10 protein-coding genes and 1 pseudogene are annotated in these 17,341 nt (G+C 68.3%); 5 read left to right on the top strand and 6 right to left on the bottom strand.

Annotated features, from left to right (window positions below):
- Nucleotides 1-2 precede the first annotated feature (2 nt).
- On the bottom strand, nucleotides 3-5,168 hold the full coding sequence (locus tag LXN00_RS04970; RefSeq protein WP_234506152.1) for a translocation/assembly module TamB domain-containing protein: 5,166 nt from the start codon (nucleotides 5,166-5,168) through the stop codon (nucleotides 3-5).
- Between the two features lie 2,820 nt (nucleotides 5,169-7,988).
- On the opposite strand from LXN00_RS04970, the pseudogene LXN00_RS04965 reads away from it, so the two are divergent.
- Nucleotides 7,989-8,257: pseudogene (locus LXN00_RS04965) on the top strand (acylphosphatase).
- Here the strand turns inward: LXN00_RS04965 and hflX are convergent.
- A complete protein-coding gene (gene hflX / locus LXN00_RS04960) occupies nucleotides 8,245-9,894 on the bottom strand; it encodes a GTPase HflX (RefSeq protein WP_234505642.1) in 1,650 nt (549 codons plus the stop codon). The pseudogene LXN00_RS04965 and the gene hflX sit on opposite strands and share 13 nt — an antisense overlap.
- A 50-nt stretch (nucleotides 9,895-9,944) precedes the next feature.
- On the opposite strand from hflX, the gene LXN00_RS04955 reads away from it, so the two are divergent.
- The gene (locus tag LXN00_RS04955) at nucleotides 9,945-10,514 is read left to right on the top strand and encodes a YdcF family protein (protein ID WP_234505639.1); all 570 of its coding nucleotides are present in this window, start codon (nucleotides 9,945-9,947) and stop codon (nucleotides 10,512-10,514) included.
- On the opposite strand, the gene LXN00_RS04950 is transcribed toward LXN00_RS04955, so the two are convergent.
- The 3 genes from LXN00_RS04950 to LXN00_RS04940 are packed head-to-tail and all read right to left on the bottom strand — an operon-like array spanning nucleotide 10,456 to nucleotide 12,377.
- Nucleotides 10,456-10,908, bottom strand: a complete 453-nt coding sequence (locus LXN00_RS04950) for a DivIVA domain-containing protein (RefSeq protein ID WP_234505636.1) — start codon at nucleotides 10,906-10,908, stop codon at nucleotides 10,456-10,458. The two genes, LXN00_RS04955 and LXN00_RS04950, sit on opposite strands and share 59 nt — an antisense overlap.
- A gap of 6 nt (nucleotides 10,909-10,914) precedes the next feature.
- Nucleotides 10,915-11,550 (bottom strand): YggS family pyridoxal phosphate-dependent enzyme, encoded by a 636-nt coding sequence (locus LXN00_RS04945; protein ID WP_234505633.1) that lies wholly within the window; start codon nucleotides 11,548-11,550, stop codon nucleotides 10,915-10,917.
- Nucleotides 11,550-12,377, bottom strand: coding sequence for a purine-nucleoside phosphorylase (locus LXN00_RS04940; protein WP_234505631.1), 828 nt, complete (start codon nucleotides 12,375-12,377; stop codon nucleotides 11,550-11,552). Before LXN00_RS04940 ends, LXN00_RS04945 begins: the two co-directional genes overlap by 1 nt.
- A 45-nt stretch (nucleotides 12,378-12,422) precedes the next feature.
- Here LXN00_RS04940 and LXN00_RS04935 point away from each other — a divergent pair, with 45 nt between their 5' ends.
- Together LXN00_RS04935 and LXN00_RS04930 are read left to right on the top strand one after the other, a co-directional pair.
- Complete coding sequence (locus LXN00_RS04935) at nucleotides 12,423-14,885, top strand: BamA/OMP85 family outer membrane protein (RefSeq protein ID WP_234505628.1); 2,463 nt, start codon at nucleotides 12,423-12,425, stop codon at nucleotides 14,883-14,885.
- 16 nt (nucleotides 14,886-14,901) lie between these two features.
- A complete protein-coding gene (locus LXN00_RS04930; RefSeq protein WP_234505625.1) occupies nucleotides 14,902-15,210 on the top strand; it encodes a DUF503 domain-containing protein in 309 nt (102 codons plus the stop codon).
- Here the strand turns inward: LXN00_RS04930 and LXN00_RS04925 are convergent.
- The gene (locus tag LXN00_RS04925) at nucleotides 15,207-16,397 is read right to left on the bottom strand and encodes a thiolase family protein (protein WP_234505622.1); all 1,191 of its coding nucleotides are present in this window, start codon (nucleotides 16,395-16,397) and stop codon (nucleotides 15,207-15,209) included. The two genes, LXN00_RS04930 and LXN00_RS04925, sit on opposite strands and share 4 nt — an antisense overlap.
- Before the next feature lie 48 nt (nucleotides 16,398-16,445).
- Here LXN00_RS04925 and LXN00_RS04920 point away from each other — a divergent pair, with 48 nt between their 5' ends.
- Complete coding sequence (locus LXN00_RS04920; RefSeq protein ID WP_234505619.1) at nucleotides 16,446-16,910, top strand: GspH/FimT family protein; 465 nt, start codon at nucleotides 16,446-16,448, stop codon at nucleotides 16,908-16,910.
- Nucleotides 16,911-17,341: the final 431 nt, after the last annotated feature.

Below are 17,341 nucleotides of genomic sequence, written 5' to 3'. Positions count from 1 at the left end.
TGCTACCACCGGTAAAGGGCGCCCACACTAAAGCGTACGCTTTCCCCGCTTTCCATCCCCAGAGAAAGGCCCAAGGAAGGCGTCAGCTCATACCCTATCTGGAGGGCCACGGTTTGGTAAGTGCCCTCCCCCACCGGGAACTGCGAGCTCAAGGAAAAGGTCAACCTGTCCTGCCGGTATTGGGCAAACAGGCTTTGCGTTCCCCGGAGGTCCACCTCGTACCCCAAAAACAGGTTGGGCGTCACGTATTTGCCCACGGAAAAGCGGGTGTCCTCAAGCTCCCCTCCTTGGAAAAGGGGCGCACGGATCTGAAACTGGTCTACCCCCAAGACCCGTGCAAGTTCCCGCTCCAACTGGCCCACCAACAAACTTTCCAACGCAGCACTTAAAACGGCTTGGGGCAAGGCATCCAAAACCTGGCCAAGATCCTTGGTGCCCAGGATCAGGAGCGAGTACGCCTCTAACTCGGTCAACTCCGGTTCCGTGGTCAACTTGGGGTCCAAACGGAGCTTGACCCGGCCATTCTCGCGGAAAAAACTGCCCTCCGCTTGGAGGTGCAGGGTATAGCCGCGCGCCTCGCCCGTGGCCTGAAGGGTGAACTCGGGTAGGATGCCGCGGCTAGGGCTAAACCGGATCGTGCTACCCTCAGGCACCACGTTGAAAAGAACGTCCCACAGGCGAAAACTTCCCCTTAGCGGGTGGGCTTCCCCGGAAAGGTATGGGTCCTGGTAAGACCCGCCCAAGTACAGCTCCCCACCCACCTCACCTTGGACCAAGCTTTCTTGGATCAGAACCCCCCTCTCGGCATAAAGACGCACATTCTCAAACACCAGGGGTAGAGGCTCAGAAGGCACCGTTTTCTGGGGCTCTTTGGGCTCGTTTTCGGCATCCGATGCAAAGGCCAAGCGAGCGCGCACCACTTCGGCGTTGGCCGTCAAGTGGTAGTTTCCTCGTTCTTGGTATAGAAAAAAGCTCTTCACGTCCAAAAGCCCTTCCTGCAGGTAGAGACGAGGATAGCTCAAGTTCAATCGGCCATAGCCCGCAAACCGCAAGGGAAAGAGGGTTCCCTGGGCCTCTAGCCCTCCTAGGCGAACCTCCACCAGGCCTGTGGGGTAGCGAAAGACCACCTCTGCCGGGGTGGCCTCTTTGAGGCCCGGAAGGGAAACCTCCCCCTTGGCGCTCACCCGGAAGTCCTCCAACTGGCCCTCGAGGCCAAGCCTGGCCCGCCCGGGGAAGGGGGCCGTTAGGGTGAGTTCCCCTTCCGCCTTAGCCCCCCCGTTCAGGGAAAGGAGCCCTTGGGGCAGGTACCCCGCCACCGGGCCAAGGCGGAAGCGGAAGTCCTGGAACCCCGCCTGGAAGCTATCCCCTTGGAGCCGCAAGGCGAGGCTTCCCGAGCCCTCGGGCCGGTAGGGCTTCAAGGCGGGCACCACCTGCAGGACCGGGGTGAAGACCGTGTCCTTCAGGTTCAGGTAAAGGTCGCTTCCCTCTGGGCTCCAGTACCCCCCGCCCTCCCAGACGCCCCGGCCCGCCAGGCGGAGGGCGTCCACCCAGACCCTTCCCCCCTCGAGGCGGAAAGCCGCCTGGCCCTTAAGCTCATCCCCCCCGCCCCGGAAGACCAGGCTTTCCCCCACCAAGACCCCCTCCCCCCGCCAGGGGTCGGCGAGGGGAAGGCGCAGGCGCACCGCCCCCGTCCAGTAGGCCTCCCCCTCCAAAGGCCCCGCCACCGCAGCGAGGAGGAGGTGGAGGGGGAAGCCCCGGGGGCTTGCCCTAAGGTCCAGCCTCCCGCCCTCCAAGGCCACCCGGAAGGGGGTTTCCCCCAGGCGCCCTTCCCCGGCGAAGCCCGTCCCTTGGAGGCGCCCCTTAAGGCTTAGGGAAAGCCGCTTCCCCGCCACCGCCACCTCGCCGGACACCGCCCCTTCCGCCTTGCCCCCCCTCAGGGCGAGGCCGCCCGAAACCCGCCCCTTCAGGTAAGGGGCGTACCGGCCCACGAAGTCCTCCAGGGCGGCCTCCTTCAGGGTGAGGTCCAAGGCCAAGGGGAGAAGGGTCCCCTTGGCCTCCACACGGCCCACGCCCCCCGCCAACACCCCCTCCACCCCGTACCCCTCCCCGTACACCCGGCCCTGGAAGCGGCTTTCCAAGGGGGGAAGGGGGAGGTCCACCCTGAGCTCCCCTTCCGGCGGGTAGGCGAGGCTTCCCTCCAGGTAGGGCCCCTGGGCGGTGAGGCGGGCGGTGAGGAGGCGCCCCTCCAGGCTCACCCTCTCCTCCCCGGCTCGGTAGTCCAGGCGGTAGGCCCCGTCCAGGCCCACCTCCCCCTCCAGGCGCCCCGCCCCCGCCGCCCACCAGGCCCATGCGGGGTGCTCCCCCGCCACGGACACCTTCTCCCCCTCCCCCCCAAGCCGCAGGGCGAAGCCCCGGAGGTTCAGGCCCAGGCTCCCCGCAACCCGCCCCCCCTGGTAGACCAAAGCCCCTTCCCCTTCCGGGCTCGTGAGGGCGAGGGAAAGGGCCCTCAGGTCCAGCCGCCCCTCCAGGGGCAGGCCGAGCCCCGGCACCCGGTAGGCGAGCCGGACCCCTTCCCCTTCCCCCCGGGCCTCGAGGCCTCCCGGGAGGAGGCCCTCTAAGAAAAGCGCCTCCCCCGAGGCCTCCCGGGCCAGGAGGTCCAGGCGCAAGGCCCCAAGGGCGAGCCTGGGCCAGGCGAAGGCCACCTCCTCCCCCAGGACCACCCCCCGTAGCCGGGGAAGCCCTTCCCCTTCCAGGGAAAGCCGCCCTTCCCGGAAAGCCACCTCCCCCCGCCAGGCCCCGTCCCAAGCCACCTCCCCCTCCAGGTCCCCCTTCAGGGCGAGGCGCAAGGCCCCTTCCCCGTACTCCCCTTCCGCCCGCGCCTCCCGGCCAAAGGCGGCGAGGCGGAGGCTTAGGGCCACCCGCCGCCAGGGGCCCTTCACCTCCCCCGAAAGGCGCAAGGGCCCGTAGGCGAAGCCGGAAAGGGCAAGGGCTACCCCCTCTGGCCCCACCTCCCCCTCCACCCCCCTCCCGGAAAGGGCCACCCTGAAGCCGGGTAGCCCCTCCAGGCCTAGGCCCACCTCCCCGTAGGCGTACCGCCCCACAAGCCACTTCCCGGGGTAGGTCCCCTCGGCCCAAAGCTCCCCAAGCCCCCTGGGCAGGGGCCCCTCGTAGCGGTAGGCCAGGCGGAAGGGGAAGAGGTCTAGCCTCCCCCTTAGGGGAAGCCCCTCCCCCACCAGGTCAAAGCCCCCTTCCCGCCCCAGGAAGCGCGCCCCGCCGTAGGGGCTTTCCGCCACCCCTTCCCCGGACCAGGCCCCCAGGTAGCCCTCCTCCGCCCGGTAGCGGTAGGCCCCCCGGAAGGCGAACCCCCGGTAGGCCAGGTCCAGGGCGAGGGCGGCCTCGAGGCCCGGGCACGCCCCCAAGGGCCTGGGCAGGCAGAAGGTACCCTCCCCTTCTCCCCCCAAAGCCCCCTCGCCCTTTAGGGCAAACCGCCCCGCCTTTAGGTCCACCTCGGCCAAAAGGGCCCCGTCGGAAAGGGGGTAACGGGCCTGGAGAAGCCCCGAAAGCGCCTTCCCGTACCGGGCCTCCCCCACCACCTTTGGCCCCTGGAAGCGGAGGGAAAGCCCCTCCGCTCCATACGCCCCCTCAAAGCGCTCCCCGTAAGCCTCCCCCTGGAACTCCGCCCGCAAGGGGGAAAGCCAGGCCCGCCCCGCCACCGCCCCCTCCGGCCTTTCCAGGCGGAAGGCCAAAGGCCCTTGCCAGGGGCCCTCCCCCTTGGCCTCGAGCCGGGCGGGAAGGCCAAAGGGGGTGAGGTCCAGGTCGGCCCAGAGGGAAAGCCTCTCCTCTTCTAGGCGAAGCCGTAAGTCGGGCGCCTCCGAAACCAGGCGAAGTCCCGCCAGGGAAAACCCCTCCTGGGCGAAGCGGAAGGGAAGGCTCGCCCCTTCCCCCTGCAAGGCCCCTTCCCCCTCCAGGGAGAAACGGGGCAACTCCCCCCAAAAGCCCGCCTCGGCCCGAAGCTTGGCCTTGCCCGCCTCGAGGGCGTACGTGGCCTTCCCGGAAAGGGCTAGGCCCCTTAGCTCCCCCTGGGCCAGGAGGCTTCCCGGAAGCCCTTCCCCCTCCACGAGGAAGCGCAAGGGGCCCTCCCCTTTGGCGGTGAGCCTTAGCCCCTGGCCCCTTGCAAAGAGCGCCCCCTGGTACCCCGCCTCCCCATAGGCCAGATCCGCCTCCAAGGCAAAGCCCATGACCTCGCCCTTTCCCCGCAAGGAGAAGGCAAGCCCCCCGTCATAGGCCGCCTCCAGGGCCAAGGGGGCTTGCCAAAGGGCCTCCACCCTCCCCCCTTCCCCCGAAAGCCAGAAAGGGCCCTCCTGGACCAGGTACTGGAGGCTCTTAAGCCGCCCCTCCCCCCGGTAGCGGGCGCCCTCCCAGGTGAGGGCCACCTCCCCTTGGGCGTAGGGAGAGGCGTGGCGCAAAACCCCTTCCCCCTTAAGCCCCAAAAGGTCCAGGGTGGCCTCTAAGGCCGTCTCCCCCAAGGCCTCCTCCCGGTAAACCCCCTGCACCCTTAAGGCCCCAAAGGGCCCCGAGAGGCTTAGGACGAGGCCCGGGTAGCGGAAGGCCGCCTCCACCCCTTTTAGGTCCAGCCTCCCCCCGCCCGCCAAGGCCCCAAGGCCCCTCAGCTCTCCCTCCCTAGGCCGCCAACCGAGGCCTAGCTCCCGCTTGGGAAGCCAAAGGCGAACCTCCCCCCCCCGGTAGGCCAGGGCCAGGGGCTCCCCCCCGTAGGAAAGGGCCGCCTCCGCCTCGCCCCGCCCGTCCAGGCCCACCGCCCCTTCCGCCCGCCCGCTCAAGGCCACCCCCAAGGCCCCCGCCAAGGGAGCCACCTCCTCCAGGCGGAAGCGCACCTCGTCCCCCTCCAGGGCCACCTCCCCCCCGGCGTAGCGCAAGGCAAGGGCAAAGGCCTTCCCGTACCCGCCCTGGAAGGCGAAGGGAAGCCCCCCAAACCGCCCCTCCCCCTCCCAGGCCAAGGAAAGCCCCTCCCCCTGGAACTGCCCCGCCACCTCCCCCTCCCGGCCCAGGGCCCGGAAGGGAAGAGCGAAGCTTCCCCGGTAGGAAAGCCCCTCCCCCTCAAGGCGCACGGGGCCCTCCAGGGCGTAGCGCAAGAGCCCTTCCCGCCACACCCGCCCCCGGAAGGGCAAGGGGTCCAGGTANCGCGCCGGGGGGGGGGGGGCCCGCGGGGGCGAGGCGGTAGCCTTCGGGGGAAACCTCCCCCTCTCCCTCCAGGTAGGGCCCGAGGAAGCGCACCCGGGCCCGAAGCATCTCTTCCCCTTGGAGAAGGGCCTCCCCGTAGGGGCTTTCCAGGCGAAGCCTTCCCCCCCGGCTTCCCCAGGTCCCCGTGGCCTTCAGGGGGAGGCCCCAAGGGGAAAGGTCCAAGCCTTCCGCCTGGAGGAGGAGGCGAAGCCCCTCCCCCTGGACCCTAAGCCCCGGGCCCCTCCCCCAAAGCCGGAAATCCGCCCCCCGCCCCGAGAGGCTTAAGGTAAGCCCTCCCTTGGGGAAGAAGGTCTCCCCCCGGTAGGCGAGGGCCAGGAGGTCCACCCTCCCCGAAAGCCTCCCCTCCCCCAGGAAGGGCACCTCCCCCTGGCCCTGGAGGCGGAGCCCTTTCCAGGGGCCTTCCCCCGCCACCTCCCCGTAGGGGGTAACGAGGCGCACCCTGCCCCCCTCGAGGTCCCCCTGGGCCCAAAGCCGCCCCTCCACGCCCCGGTAAAGGAAGGGGAGGTCCAGGCGGAAGGGGTACCGGCCCCGAAGCCCCACCTCCCCCACCCCCGCCACCCGGAAGGCCTCCCGGTCCAGGGTGAAGGGAAGGGGCGGAAGGCGAAGCCCCTCGGGCAAGGGTGGAAGGAGCCTGCCCGCAACGTGAAGGCCAGGGTAGACCTCCCCTTCCCCCTCCACGTACCCCCTAAGGCGCAGGGCAAGCCGCTTCCCCTCCCCAAGAAGCCTCCCCTCCACCCCGTAGGCCCGTACCTCGGCGTAGCCCCTAAAGCCCCCCTGGTAGGCCAGGTCCGCCCGCAGGGCCAAGGGCCCCAAGGCGGCCTCCCCCTCGAGGCTCAGGGCCTCCTTGTAGGCCAGGGTGAGCCCCCCGGCCCTGAGCCTAAGGCCCGGCCCGGGGTCGTAAGCCCCGGCGAAGGGAAGCTCCCCGAGGGGCGTCTTAAGCCTTCCCGAAAGCTCCGCCCCCAGACGGCGAAGGGTGGCGGCGGCCTCCAGGTAGCGCCCCTCCGCCCGAAGCCTCCCGGAAAGGGCCCCCTCCCGGTACGCCGCCTCCCCCCAAAGCCGCACCTCGTCCAGGGCCCGCACGGGAAGACCCCATAGGCGCAAGGAGAAAACCCCCTTCCGGTACGCCCCTTCCCCGTAGGGGCTAAAGAAGCGGAAGCCCGAGGCCTCCTGCGCCACCCCAAGGGGAAAGGCGGCGTAGGGGGAGGCGTAGCGGAGGGTGGCGGAAAGCCGGCCCCGCTGGAGGCGGCCTTCCCCCTCGAGGCCCCCCACCGCCAAAGGGGTAGGGGCGAGGGCCAGGAAAAGGTCGTCCCAGGTTCCCGAAAGGGCCAAAGGCCCAAGCCGCCCGGAAACCCTCGCCCCCTCCCCCCGCACCTCCCCGGAGAGGTCCAGGGGAGCGAAGAGGGGAAGCGCCACCCCTGGGCTTCGCACCCCCACCCGGTAGCGGCTCCCCTCCAGGGCGAAGGCCACCTCCGCCCTTCCCTCTAGGGGCCTCGGCCAGGCCGCCACCCCACCCCCCCGCAGCCGCCCCCCCTCCCCCGCAAGGGCAAGCCGGCTCCCCAGGGCATCGGCGTAGGTGGCCCGGTACCTGTTCCCCTCAAGGGCGAAGCCCAGGCGGTAGGTGCGGTCAAAAAGCCGCCCCTCCGCCTCCACCTCCAGGGAGAAAAGCCGGTCAAACCCAAGCCGCCCCCAGTGGCGGAAGGGCTCCCCCAAGAACCGCCCTTCCCCCTGGAAGCCGCCCGTGAGCTTGAGCTCCGCCCAGCCCTCCCCCTCGAGGCGCAAGCGCCCCTCCCCTTCCACGGGCAGGGAAAGACCAAAGTGCCGCGCCAAGGCAGGAAGCTTGGGCCTACCCTCCAGCCGGAAGCGGTAGCGCTCCCCCTTCAGGTCCACTTCCGCTTCCGCCTCCAAGGGCCCCTCGAGGCCCACCCCCCTAAGGCGCGCCTCCACCTGGTCCTCCCGGAGATGGATGGGGCCTGCCACCCGGGTGAGGGTGAAGCCCACGAGCTCCACCACCCCGCCCTCCACCTGGGCCTCCCCCGCCATGCCCCTAGGGCCAAGCCGGAAAAGCCCCGAAAGCCTCCCCCCCTTAAGCCCCGGGTAGAAGAAGGAAAGCCCCGAAACCTCGCCCCCAAAGCGCACCTCCCAGGCGGAAAGGTCCGGGGCAAGGGCCCTCGCCTCCCCCTGGAAGCTCCCCCCGGGAAGCCTCGCCAGGAAGCGGTAGGGGTTTTCCCCCGTGAGGGTGAGGCGCAAGGGGGGAAGGAAAAGCCTTTTTCCTTGGGGGAACTCCACCTCGGCGTCCTCCAGGACGAGGCTTCGGAGGACCACCTTGAGGGCCGGCGGCGGGCCCGGCTGCTCGGGGATGAGAGTCTCCCAGGTGGGCTTTAGGCGGGCCCCCTGGAGGCGGAGGCTTAGGGGAAGCTCCCGGCGCAAGAGCCCCAGGAGGTCGTAGCGGAGGCCCACCTCCTCCGCCTCCAGAGAAAGCCCCTCCCCCTGAAGCCTCACCCCCCACAGGGTGAGGCCCAGGAGGAGGTGCCCCCGCACCCCCCCCACCTCCCCCTGGAAGCCCCCCAGGGCCAGGCCCCGCTCCACCGCCCCCTTGAGGAGGGGGGGCCAGGCGAGGAGGGCCAAGAGGGAGAGAAACCCCAGGAGAAGGAGGAGAAGCCCCCGCCGCATCTCCTTAAGCATAGGGAAGGGAGATGAAAGCGGCATGGCAGGCCCCGTAAAATGCCCTCATGCCGCGCCTGGTGGCCTTGGTGAAGGGAAGGGTGCAAGGGGGGTGGGGTACAGGGCCTTCGCTCAGAAGAAGGCCTTGGAGCTAGGCCTTTCCGGCTATGCGGAAAACCTGCCGGATGGCCGGGTGGAGGTGGTGGCGGAAGGCCCGGAGGAGGAGCTTCGGGCCTTTCTCCACCACCTCAAGCAGGGCCCCCGCCTCGCCCGGGTGGACGAGGTGGAGGTGCAGTGGGCCGAGGCGACCGGGCTAAAGGGCTTTCACGTGTACTGAGCCCAGGCCTGGGGCCTGGCCCCGGCCCGAAGGAGCGCCTCGGCCAAGGCCGCCCTGAGCTCGGGAAGCCCCGTGCCCTTCAGGGCGGAAACCGGCACCCCCCCAAGCCGCTCCTGGAGGTAGTAGACGTCGTACGGGGCCGCCCGGTCCGCCTTGGAAAGGGCGAGGACCCGCGGGGCCTCCACCCCAAGCTCCTCGAGGAGGGCCTCCACCACCCGGTACCGCTCCAAGCCCCCTTCCTCGGAAGCGTCCAGGACGTGGACCAAGAGGTCCGCCTCCCGCACCTCCTCGAGGGTGGCCCGGAAGGCCGTGAGGAGCTCCTCCGGCATCTTCCGGATGAAGCCCACGGTGTCCGTGAAGAGCACCTCCCCCACCCCGGGCAGAAAGCCCCGCCGGGTGAGGGGCCTTAGGGTGGCGAAGAGCTTGTCCTCCCCCGGCTCCCCGCCCCGGGCCAGGGCCTGGAGGAGGGTGGTCTTCCCGGCGTTGGTGTAGCCCACCACGGCGATGAGGGGCACGCCCCGGCGCTTCCTTTGCCGCCTCGCCTCCTCCCGCCTTTTGGCGTACTCCTCCAGCTTGCGGCTCAGGTGGGCGATCCTTTCCTGGAGCCGCCTCCGGTCCACCTCCAGCTTGGTCTCCCCGGGGCCCCGGGTGCCGATCCCGCCGCCAAGGCGGCTCAGCTCCTTCCCCTTCCCCACCAGGCGGGGGAGGAGGTACTTGAGCTGGGCCAGCTCCACCTGGGCCTGGGCCTCGGGGGTCTTGGCGTGGAGGGCGAAGATGTCCAGGATGAGCTGGGTGCGGTCCAGGACCTTAAGGCCCGTGGCCTTTTCTATCTCCCGGGCCTGGGCGGGGGAAAGCTCCAGGCCGAAGATCAGGGTGGAGGCGTTCTCGTGGTAGGCGAGGCTTTTGAGCTCCTCCAGCTTGCCAAGCCCCACCAGGTAGCGCGGGTCCAGGGCCTTGCGGTAGACCAGGACCTTCTTCACCGGCACGCCCCCAGCGGTGCGGGTGAGTTCGGCGAGCTCCCTTAGGCCCGCCTCCGCCTCGGGGCCTTCCCCCAGGTCCACCCCCACCAGGATGGCCCGCTCCCCGCTTCCGTCCTGGAGTTCCCGCACCCGGGCCTGGCGGGCGAGCTCCTCCTCCAGGGCCTCCACCTCCTTGCGGTGGTCCAACTCCAGGTATTGGAAGTAGGGCTTAGGGGGCAGGATGCGCCAGTCCTCCTCCAGGGCCTTGGGCGGGGAGAGGAAGGCCAGGTGGAGCGTGGTGGGCCTCCCCTCCGCCACCTCGAGGGCGGCCATGCTGTCCAGCCGGTTGAGGAAGAGCACGGAAAGGTCGGGCCGGGAAAGCCCCCCGGGGGAAAGGTGGGTGTGGAGGAGGCGGAAGCCGGAAAGCCTGCGCTCCGCCCTCGCCCCCTCGGGGATGGGAAGCTCCTTGGCGTCCCCCACCCCCACCCGCACCACCCGGCCCTCCCGGTCCAGAAGGAGGCTTAGGGGGCGGCCCACCTCCGCCGAGAGGAGGGCCAAGGCCTGGGCGAGTTCGGGGGTGATGACCCGCTCCGGGGGCACCCGGCGGCGGTACAGGTTGGAAAGCTTCTTAAGCTCGCTCTTCTTGAGCCCTTCCGTCCTACCAAAGATCTTCTCCAATGCCCCTTTAGTATAGCAAAACCTGGCCGTTTGGGCGTAGAGTAGGGCCCGTGCGCCCGCTTTGGCTCGCCTTCCTCCTCCTCCCCGCCCTCGCCCAAGGGGACTACGCCTGGATCGTGGTCCTGGGGGCAGCCCAGTACGGGGGAAGACCCTCCCCCGCCCTGGAGCGGCGCCTTCAGGCCGCCCTCTCCCTCTACCAAAAGGGCCTTGCCCCCCGGATCGCCGTGGCCGGGGGGAAAGCCCCGGGGGACCGGTGGAGCGAGGGGGAGGTGGGCTGCCGCTACCTAAAGGCCAGGGGGGTGCCCGAGGAGGCCCTCCTCTGCGAAACGCAAAGCCAAAACACCTACGAGAACCTCCTCTTCCTTAAGCCTTACCTAAGGGGCCCCGTCCTCCTGGTCACCGACGCCCCCCACCTCCCCCGGGCCCTCTTCCTGGCCCGGCTCCTGGGGATACCGGCCCAGGGCCACCCCGTGCCCGGCCCCTACCCCTTGGGCTACTGGGTACGGGAAGCCCTCTACCGCCTTTGGCTCTACCTGGGCCTAAGGCCCCTTCCCGGCGGGCTTAAGCCTCCCCTTCCAGCCGCCGCAAGGACTCCAGATACCCTTCCAAAAGCCCCTTGAACTGGGCGAGGAAAAGGGCCTTCTCCCGCCTAGCTTGCTCAATCTCTCCACGGATGCGCCTAAGCTCCTCCGCCGCCTCCCTTAGGACCTGCTCCTTGGCCGCCTGGGCCTCCTTCTTGATGAGCTCGGCCTCCCGTTCCGCCTGGGCCTTGAGCTCGCGGGCGATCTTCTCCGCCGCCACCACCGCCCGCCTCAGCTCCCCTTCCGCCTCCTTGAGCCGGGCAGCTTCCTCCTCCAGGGCCCGCACCCGCTCCTTGAGGGCCTCGTTCTCCTGGATGAGGGCCTCCATCACCTCCGCCACCCGGGCCAGGTAGCCCCGCACCGCCTCCTTCTGGTAGCCGCGAAGGCTCGTGGGGAACTCCTGGTAGCGCACGTCCAAAGGGGTTAGGTCCATGTGTCCCTAGTCTACAAAAAGGGCCCGCCCGATCCGCACCAGGGTGGCCCCCTCCTCCACCGCCCAGACGTAATCGTCCGACATGCCCATGGAGCGCTCGGGAAGGCCGAAGCGGTCGGCGAGCTGGGAAAGCCTTTTGAAGATGGGGCGGACCACCCTTTCGGGGCCTATGGGGGGCACGGTCATGAGGCCCAGGGGCTCCAGGTGCTCCATCTCCCGCACCCGGGCGAGGAGCTCGGGAAGCTCCTCCTCCAAAACCCCGTGTTTCTGCGGCTCCCGGCCCAGGTTCACCTCCACCAGGACCTTAAGCCGCTTCCCCTCCTTGGCCCCCACCCCCTCCAGGGCCTCCGCCAGGCGCAAGGAGTCCAGGGAGTGGACGAGGGCAAACCGGGGGGCGAACTTGGCCTTGTTGCGCTGGAGGTGGCCGATGAGGTGCCACTCCGCCTCGAGGACCTCCATCTTCCTCAGGGCCTCCTGCACCCGGCTTTCCCCCAAGGGGAAGTCCCCGTAGCGGAGGACCTTGTCCCGGATCTCCTCCGGGGTGCGCCCCTTGGTCACCGCCACCAGGCGCACCTCCCCTGGGCTTCGCCCCGCCCTTTGGCAGGCTTCGGCGATGCGCTCCAAAACCTCGGGAAGCCCCATTAAAGCGCCGCCAAAATGCCCCGCACATAGCGGCGGAAAACGGGCCCCGTTTCCGCCGCCACCCTTAAGACCTCCTCCTCCGTGGCGTGGTGCTCCCGCTCGGGCACGGCCATGTCCGTGATGGTGGAAAGCCCCAAGACCCTGGCCCCCAGGTGCCTCAGGGCGATCACCTCGGGCACCGTGGACATACCGATGGCGTCCGCCCCGAGCTCCCGGAGCATCCTAAGCTCCGCCCGGCTGGCGAAGCTCGGCCCCATGAACCAGGCATAGACCCCCTCGTAGAGGTGGAGGTCCTGCTTGCGGGCCACCCGGCGGGCGAGGTCTATCAGCCCGGGGTCGTAGGCCTCAAACATCACCGGGAAACGGGGGCCTAAGCGCTCGTCGTTCGGGCCCCTTAGCGGGTTTGCCCCGGCGAAGTTGATGTAGTCCAGGTGGAGCATAATCCCCCCGGCGCGGAAGCGGGGGTTAAGCCCCCCGGCGGCGGAGGTGAGGAGGAAGGTCTTGGCCCCGAGGAAAAAGCCCACCCGCACGGGGAAGACCACCTCGCTGGCGCCATACCCCTCGTAGTAGTGGACCCGGCCCTGGTAGACCAGCACCCGCTTGCCCTCGAGGTGCCCCAGAACAAGCCGCCCGGCGTGGCCGGGGGCGGTGGAAAGGGGGAAGTGGGGGATCTCCCCGTAGGGGATCTCCGCCACCTTCTCCACCTCCTCCGCCAAGGGCCCAAGCCCCGAGCCCAACACCACCCCCACCTCGGGGGTGAAGTCCGTCTTGGACCGGATGTAGCGAACCGCCTCCTGGATTTCCTCGTAGACGCCCATCCCCGCCATTTTACTCTCACCGCCCCTTCACCGCTTTCCGGTATGCTTTCCGCCATGAAGCGCCTCCTTACCCTAGCCTTCTTAGGCCTTCTGGCCCTGGCTGCCCCCCTAAAGGACGTGGTGGTGGAAGGGGGAGACCCCGTCCTCCAGGCCCTGGCCCGGGCCGCCCTGCCCTTTGGCGTGGGGGACGAGCCGGGGGATCTGGAAGCGGCCAGAAAAGCCATCCTGGCCACGGGCTACTTCCGGGACGTGTCGGTGCGCCTCGAGGGGGACGTCCTCAAGGTCGTCCTCACCCCCTACCCCCCCATCGCCGAGGTCAAGGTGGAGGGAAAGGCCTTCCCCCAAGAAACCCTCCTCCGCTTCCTGGAGGAGAACTTCGCCATCGGCAAGGAAGCCATCTACAACCCCTTGCGGGCCCAGGAGGCGGCCCAGGCCCTGGCGGAGGCCTACCGGCAAAACGGCTTCCCCTTCACCCCCAAGGTGGCGGTGGAAACCAAGGAACAAGGGAGCGGCATCCTCCTCACCTTCCGGGTGGAGGAAACCCCCGAGGTGAAGGAGGTGCGCCTGGAAGGGGTTTCCCTCCTGCCCGAGGCCGATCTCCTCAAGCTCCTGGAACCCCTCAAGGGCCCCTTTGACTTCGCCAAGTACCAGGAGGCCCTAAGGGGTATCGCCGGGCGCTACGAGCGGGCAGGCTACCGCTTTAGCGGCCCCGACCTTCAGGAAAGCCGCCTGGAAAACGGCGTCCTCAGCGTGCGGGTGCGGGAACTGAAGGTGGTACGGGTGGAAGGGGAGGACCTGGACCTCTCCGGCTTTCCCCTAAAGCCCGGGGACTACCTGAACTATAGCGCCCTCCTGGAAGGGGTGCAGGCCCTCTCCAAGGGGCTTTCCCGGGTGGTGAACTTCAGCCTGGTGCCGGAAGGGGAAGGGGTGGTGGTCAAGCTCCAGGTGGGGCCCGAAGGGGGCGTGATCCAGCGGGTGGCGCTTAGCGGCAACACCGCCTTCCCCACGGAAACCCTCCTCGGCCTCCTCCGCCTCAAGCCCGGGGAGGTCTACACCCCCGCCCTGGCCCAGGAGGACGCCCGGCGCATCGCCAGCTTCTACCAGGAAAAGGGCTACGAGGTGGCGGACGTGCGCTACCGCTTCCAGGAGGGCACCTTCCAGCTGGAGGTGGTGGAGCTCAAGATCGGGGGGTACCGCCTGGAGTGGCAGGGGGGCCACCGCACCCAGGAGGAGGTGATCCTGAGGGAGCTTCCCAAGCCGGGAAGCCTCTTCTCCGTACAAGCCCTCCGCCAAGGCATTGCCCGCCTCATGGCCACGGGGCTCCTCGCCGAGCCTCCCACCGTACGCCTCTCCCCTGGGGAGAAGGAGGATGAAATCACCGTGGTCCTTGGCCTCAAGGAGGCCCGCACCGGACTTTTCCAGCCCGCCATCGGCTGGAGCTCCTTAGAGGGCTGGTCGGGAAGCCTGACCTTCAAGGAAATCAACCTGTTCGGCCTAGCCCACCAGGCGGCGGTGGAGCTCTCTTGGATCCAGAACGATGCCAGGGATAACCTATCCTTCTCGGCTAGCTACACCATCCCCTGGCTTTACCTGGACGCAGGGGACCTCAAAGAGGTGCGCACCTCCCTCTCCCTAAGTGCCTACTCCGTCCCCGTAGGCAACAACATCCTCTACGATGGCAGTACGGATACGGGATGGCAGTACACGGAAAGGCGAAGCGGCTTCGGGTTAAGCGTTGCTCGGCCCTTCTCCAAAGATCTACCCAACCTCCGGGTTTCTTTAGGTATTGCCGCCCAAAGGCTTAGGTACGCCTTGGAGGTCTACGATGGAAAGGCCCCCTGTAACCCATCTGCCGGCCCTTCCGACCCTGCCTATTGCGACGGCACCGGATACAAGAACGTCAACCTCGCCCAAAGCCTCCTGCCCACACCCGCTTGGAACCTCCGCCTGGACACAGGCCTTGCCTATATCCTGGTGGATAACCCCCGCTTCCGCACCCAAGGGTACGAGCTAAACCTCTCCACAGGCGTCGGCCTCTCTTTCCCGGATACCGGAGGCCGGCAAGCCTACGTGCCCTTGGTGGCCACGGGGAAAACCTACTTCCCCCTTTCGGAAGACCGGCGCCACGCCCTGGCCCTCCGCCTCTCGGCGGGCACGCTGTTGGGTTCTCCTCCCCAAAGCGAACGCTTCTACCTTTCCGGAGCTGGAGCTGAAGCCTTCCTCCTCAGGGGATACGACGAGCGCAAGTATAGCGGCCTGTCCTTCACCACAGGCTCGGTGGAATACCGCTACGACTTCAACCTCGCGCCCCAAGGAGGAACGAACCTCTACGGCATCGTCTTTGCCGATGCGGGCCTCACCGACAACACCCAGGGCCTAAAGTGGGGAGCGGGCATCGGCCTGCAACTGGATTTGGATGTTTTTGGCGTTCTGCTCCCCTCCTTGCGGCTGGACTACGCCTTCAGCCCGGAGAAGCCCACGGGCATCCTGCACTTCCGCATCGGGCCCATGTTCTAACCTGTTCTTGAGGCCCATGAAGGCGTACCTGGGTCTATACACGGCGCGGCTGGAAACCCCCGCCCGGAGCCTCAAGGAGAAGCGGGCCCTCATCAAGCCGGCCCTGGAAAGGCTCAAGGCCCGCTTCCCCGTTTCCGCCGCCAGGCTTTATGGCCTGGACGCCTGGGGGTTTGAGGTGGTGGGCTTTAGCGTCCTGGGCAACGACCCCGCCTGGGTGGAGGAAACCCTAAGGGAAGCCGCCCGCTTCCTGGCGCAAAACGGGGGCTTCCAGGTGGCCTTGGAGGAGTACCGCCTCGAGGCCTTTGAGCTGGACGGCCTCCTCTAGACCATCTCCAGGGCGAAGGCCACGGACCCCCCGGTGCCGTGGCAGATGGCGGCAAGCCCCCGCTCCTCCCCCTTCACCCGCAGGGCGTTCAGGAGGGTGACCAGGATCCTGGCCCCGCTCGCCCCGATGGGGTGGCCCAGGGCCACCGCCCCCCCAAAGACGTTGAGCCGCTCGTAGGGCACCTTAAGGAGGCGGCTAAAGAGGACGTTATTCAGGGCGAAGGCCTCGTTGTTCTCAAAGAGGCCGAAGTCCTCCACCCGCATCCCAAGCCGGTCCAAAAGGCGCTTGGCCGCCGGGACAGGGGCCTCGGGGAAGCGCCAAGGCTCCCCGGCGACCCAGGCCCCCCCCAGGATGCGGGCCAGGGGCTTTAGGCCGTGGGCCTTCACCGCCTCCTCCGAGGCGAGGAGCAGGGCCGCCGCCCCGTCGGAGATCTGGCTGCTATTCCCGGCGGTGAGGACCCCGTCCTTCTTGAAGGCGGGCTTTAGGGCGGCCAGGGACTCCAGGGTGGTTTCGGGCCGGATGCCCTCGTCCTTGTCCACCACCACCTTCCCCTTTTTCCCGGGGAGCTCCATGGGGGCGATCTCCCAGGCGAAAAAGCCCTTCTCCGTGGCCTCGGCGGCCCGCTTGTGGGAGAGGTAGGCGGCCTCGTCTATCTCCTCCCGGCGCACCCCGTAGTCCTGGGCGAGCCTTTCCGCCTGCTCTCCCATGGCCTCGCCGGTGAAGGGGTCGGAAAGCCCGTCCCGGAGGAGGATGTCCTGGAGGCTTTCCGGCGAACCCAGGAGGAACTTGTACCCCCACCTCGCCCGGTGGGAGAGGTAAAACCCCGCCTGGCTCATGGACTCCATCCCCCCGGCCAGGGCCAGGCGGGCCTCCCCCGTGCGCAGGAACTGGAAGGCGTTCAAGGTGGCCATCATCCCCGAGGCGCAGACCATGTCCACCTGGTAGCCGTCCACCTCCTTGGGGATGCCCGCCCTCAGGGCCGCCTGCCTGGGGAGAAGCTGCCCGTGCCCCGCCCTGAGCACGTTGCCGAAGACGTAGAGGTCCAGCTCCTTCCCCTCCACCCCGGCCCGCTCCAGGGCCGCCCGCATGGCGTGGGCCCCGAGCTCCACCGGGCTTACGTCCTTGAGCGCTCCCCCGAACTTGCCGATGGGGGTGCGGGCTGCGGAAACGATGTAGACCGGTTGCATGGGGTCATCATACCATCCCGATGGAACCACTTGGGCTATATTGGTTCCATGAAAAATTTCAGCTCCATAAAATGCCGAGGGCTCACCCTCCTGGAGCTCCTGGTGGTCTTGGCCCTTCTGGGCCTCCTCTTGGGCCTAGGAGGGGCTTGGTGGTTCCGGGAAAGGGAAGGCCTCCTGCTCGCCGAGCTGCGGTCTTTCCTGGAAAGGGGGCGAACGGAGGCCATCCGGCGGGGAGAGATGGTGGCGGTGGTGGCGGAGGGAGACGGGCTGCTTGCCTGCCTAGACCTGGACCGAAACGGGACCTGCCAAGGAAACCCGCTTCTCGCCCGCTTCCGGCCAGGCTTGGGGGCAAGGGTAGAGCTCCACACGGGTTTCCAACCCGGCCTCCGCTTCAACGCCCTAGGCCGGCCCCACACTGGGGTGCGGGTAGCCCTGTGGATGGGTTCCCAACGTGTCCTTCTCTGCGTGTCCATAGGGGGGAGGGTGCGGGAAACCCCAAACGCCAGTTGCTGACCTCCCTTTTGGGGGATACCCCAAAGGGCTAGACCAGAAGAAACTAAGGGCGATACGGGGGCTCACGCTTTTGAAACTTCTTGCGGTCATGGGAATTTTGACCGTCCTGGGATCGCTCGTCTACCCCGTTCTTTACGCTCCCTACCGGCTTCGTGCCACTTTGGCTGAAGGCCGGACCGCCATCCAGCAAGGCCGCACGGAGGCGATCTGCCGCGGGGAGACCCTAAGCTTCAAGGCGTCAAACGGGGCTTGGGAGCTTGAGCAAGGTGAAATCATACTGCGGAGATGGGTTCTTCCCCAAGGCATGGAAGCCTTAGGCGAACTCCAGGTCAATGCCCTGGAAGGGTCAATGGATGGACAGGTCCAAAACCTCCGGCATTACGTGGGGCAGCGCCAAGCATCCCTCTGCCTAAGACCAGGGGGAAGGGTTT

The organism is Thermus brockianus (genome assembly GCF_021462505.1).
Taxonomy (GTDB): domain Bacteria; phylum Deinococcota; class Deinococci; order Deinococcales; family Thermaceae; genus Thermus; species Thermus hydrothermalis.
The sequence above is the reverse complement of the archived record's forward strand: the minus strand, read 5'-3'. Positions and strand labels throughout refer to the sequence as shown.

What these genes read in the sequence shown, in the direction of transcription:
- LXN00_RS04950 (WP_234505636.1), bottom strand. Translation starts at nt 10,908, where the DNA reads ATGGACCTAACCCCTTTGGACGTGCGCTACCAGGAGTTCCCCACGAGC.
- LXN00_RS04945 (WP_234505633.1), bottom strand. Translation starts at nt 11,550, where the DNA reads ATGGGGCTTCCCGAGGTTTTGGAGCGCATCGCCGAAGCCTGCCAAAGG.
- LXN00_RS04940 (WP_234505631.1), bottom strand. Translation starts at nt 12,377, where the DNA reads ATGGCGGGGATGGGCGTCTACGAGGAAATCCAGGAGGCGGTTCGCTAC.
- LXN00_RS04935 (WP_234505628.1), top strand. Translation starts at nt 12,423, where the DNA reads ATGAAGCGCCTCCTTACCCTAGCCTTCTTAGGCCTTCTGGCCCTGGCT.
- LXN00_RS04930 (WP_234505625.1), top strand. Translation starts at nt 14,902, where the DNA reads ATGAAGGCGTACCTGGGTCTATACACGGCGCGGCTGGAAACCCCCGCC.
- LXN00_RS04925 (WP_234505622.1), bottom strand. Translation starts at nt 16,397, where the DNA reads ATGCAACCGGTCTACATCGTTTCCGCAGCCCGCACCCCCATCGGCAAG.
- LXN00_RS04920 (WP_234505619.1), top strand. Translation starts at nt 16,446, where the DNA reads ATGAAAAATTTCAGCTCCATAAAATGCCGAGGGCTCACCCTCCTGGAG.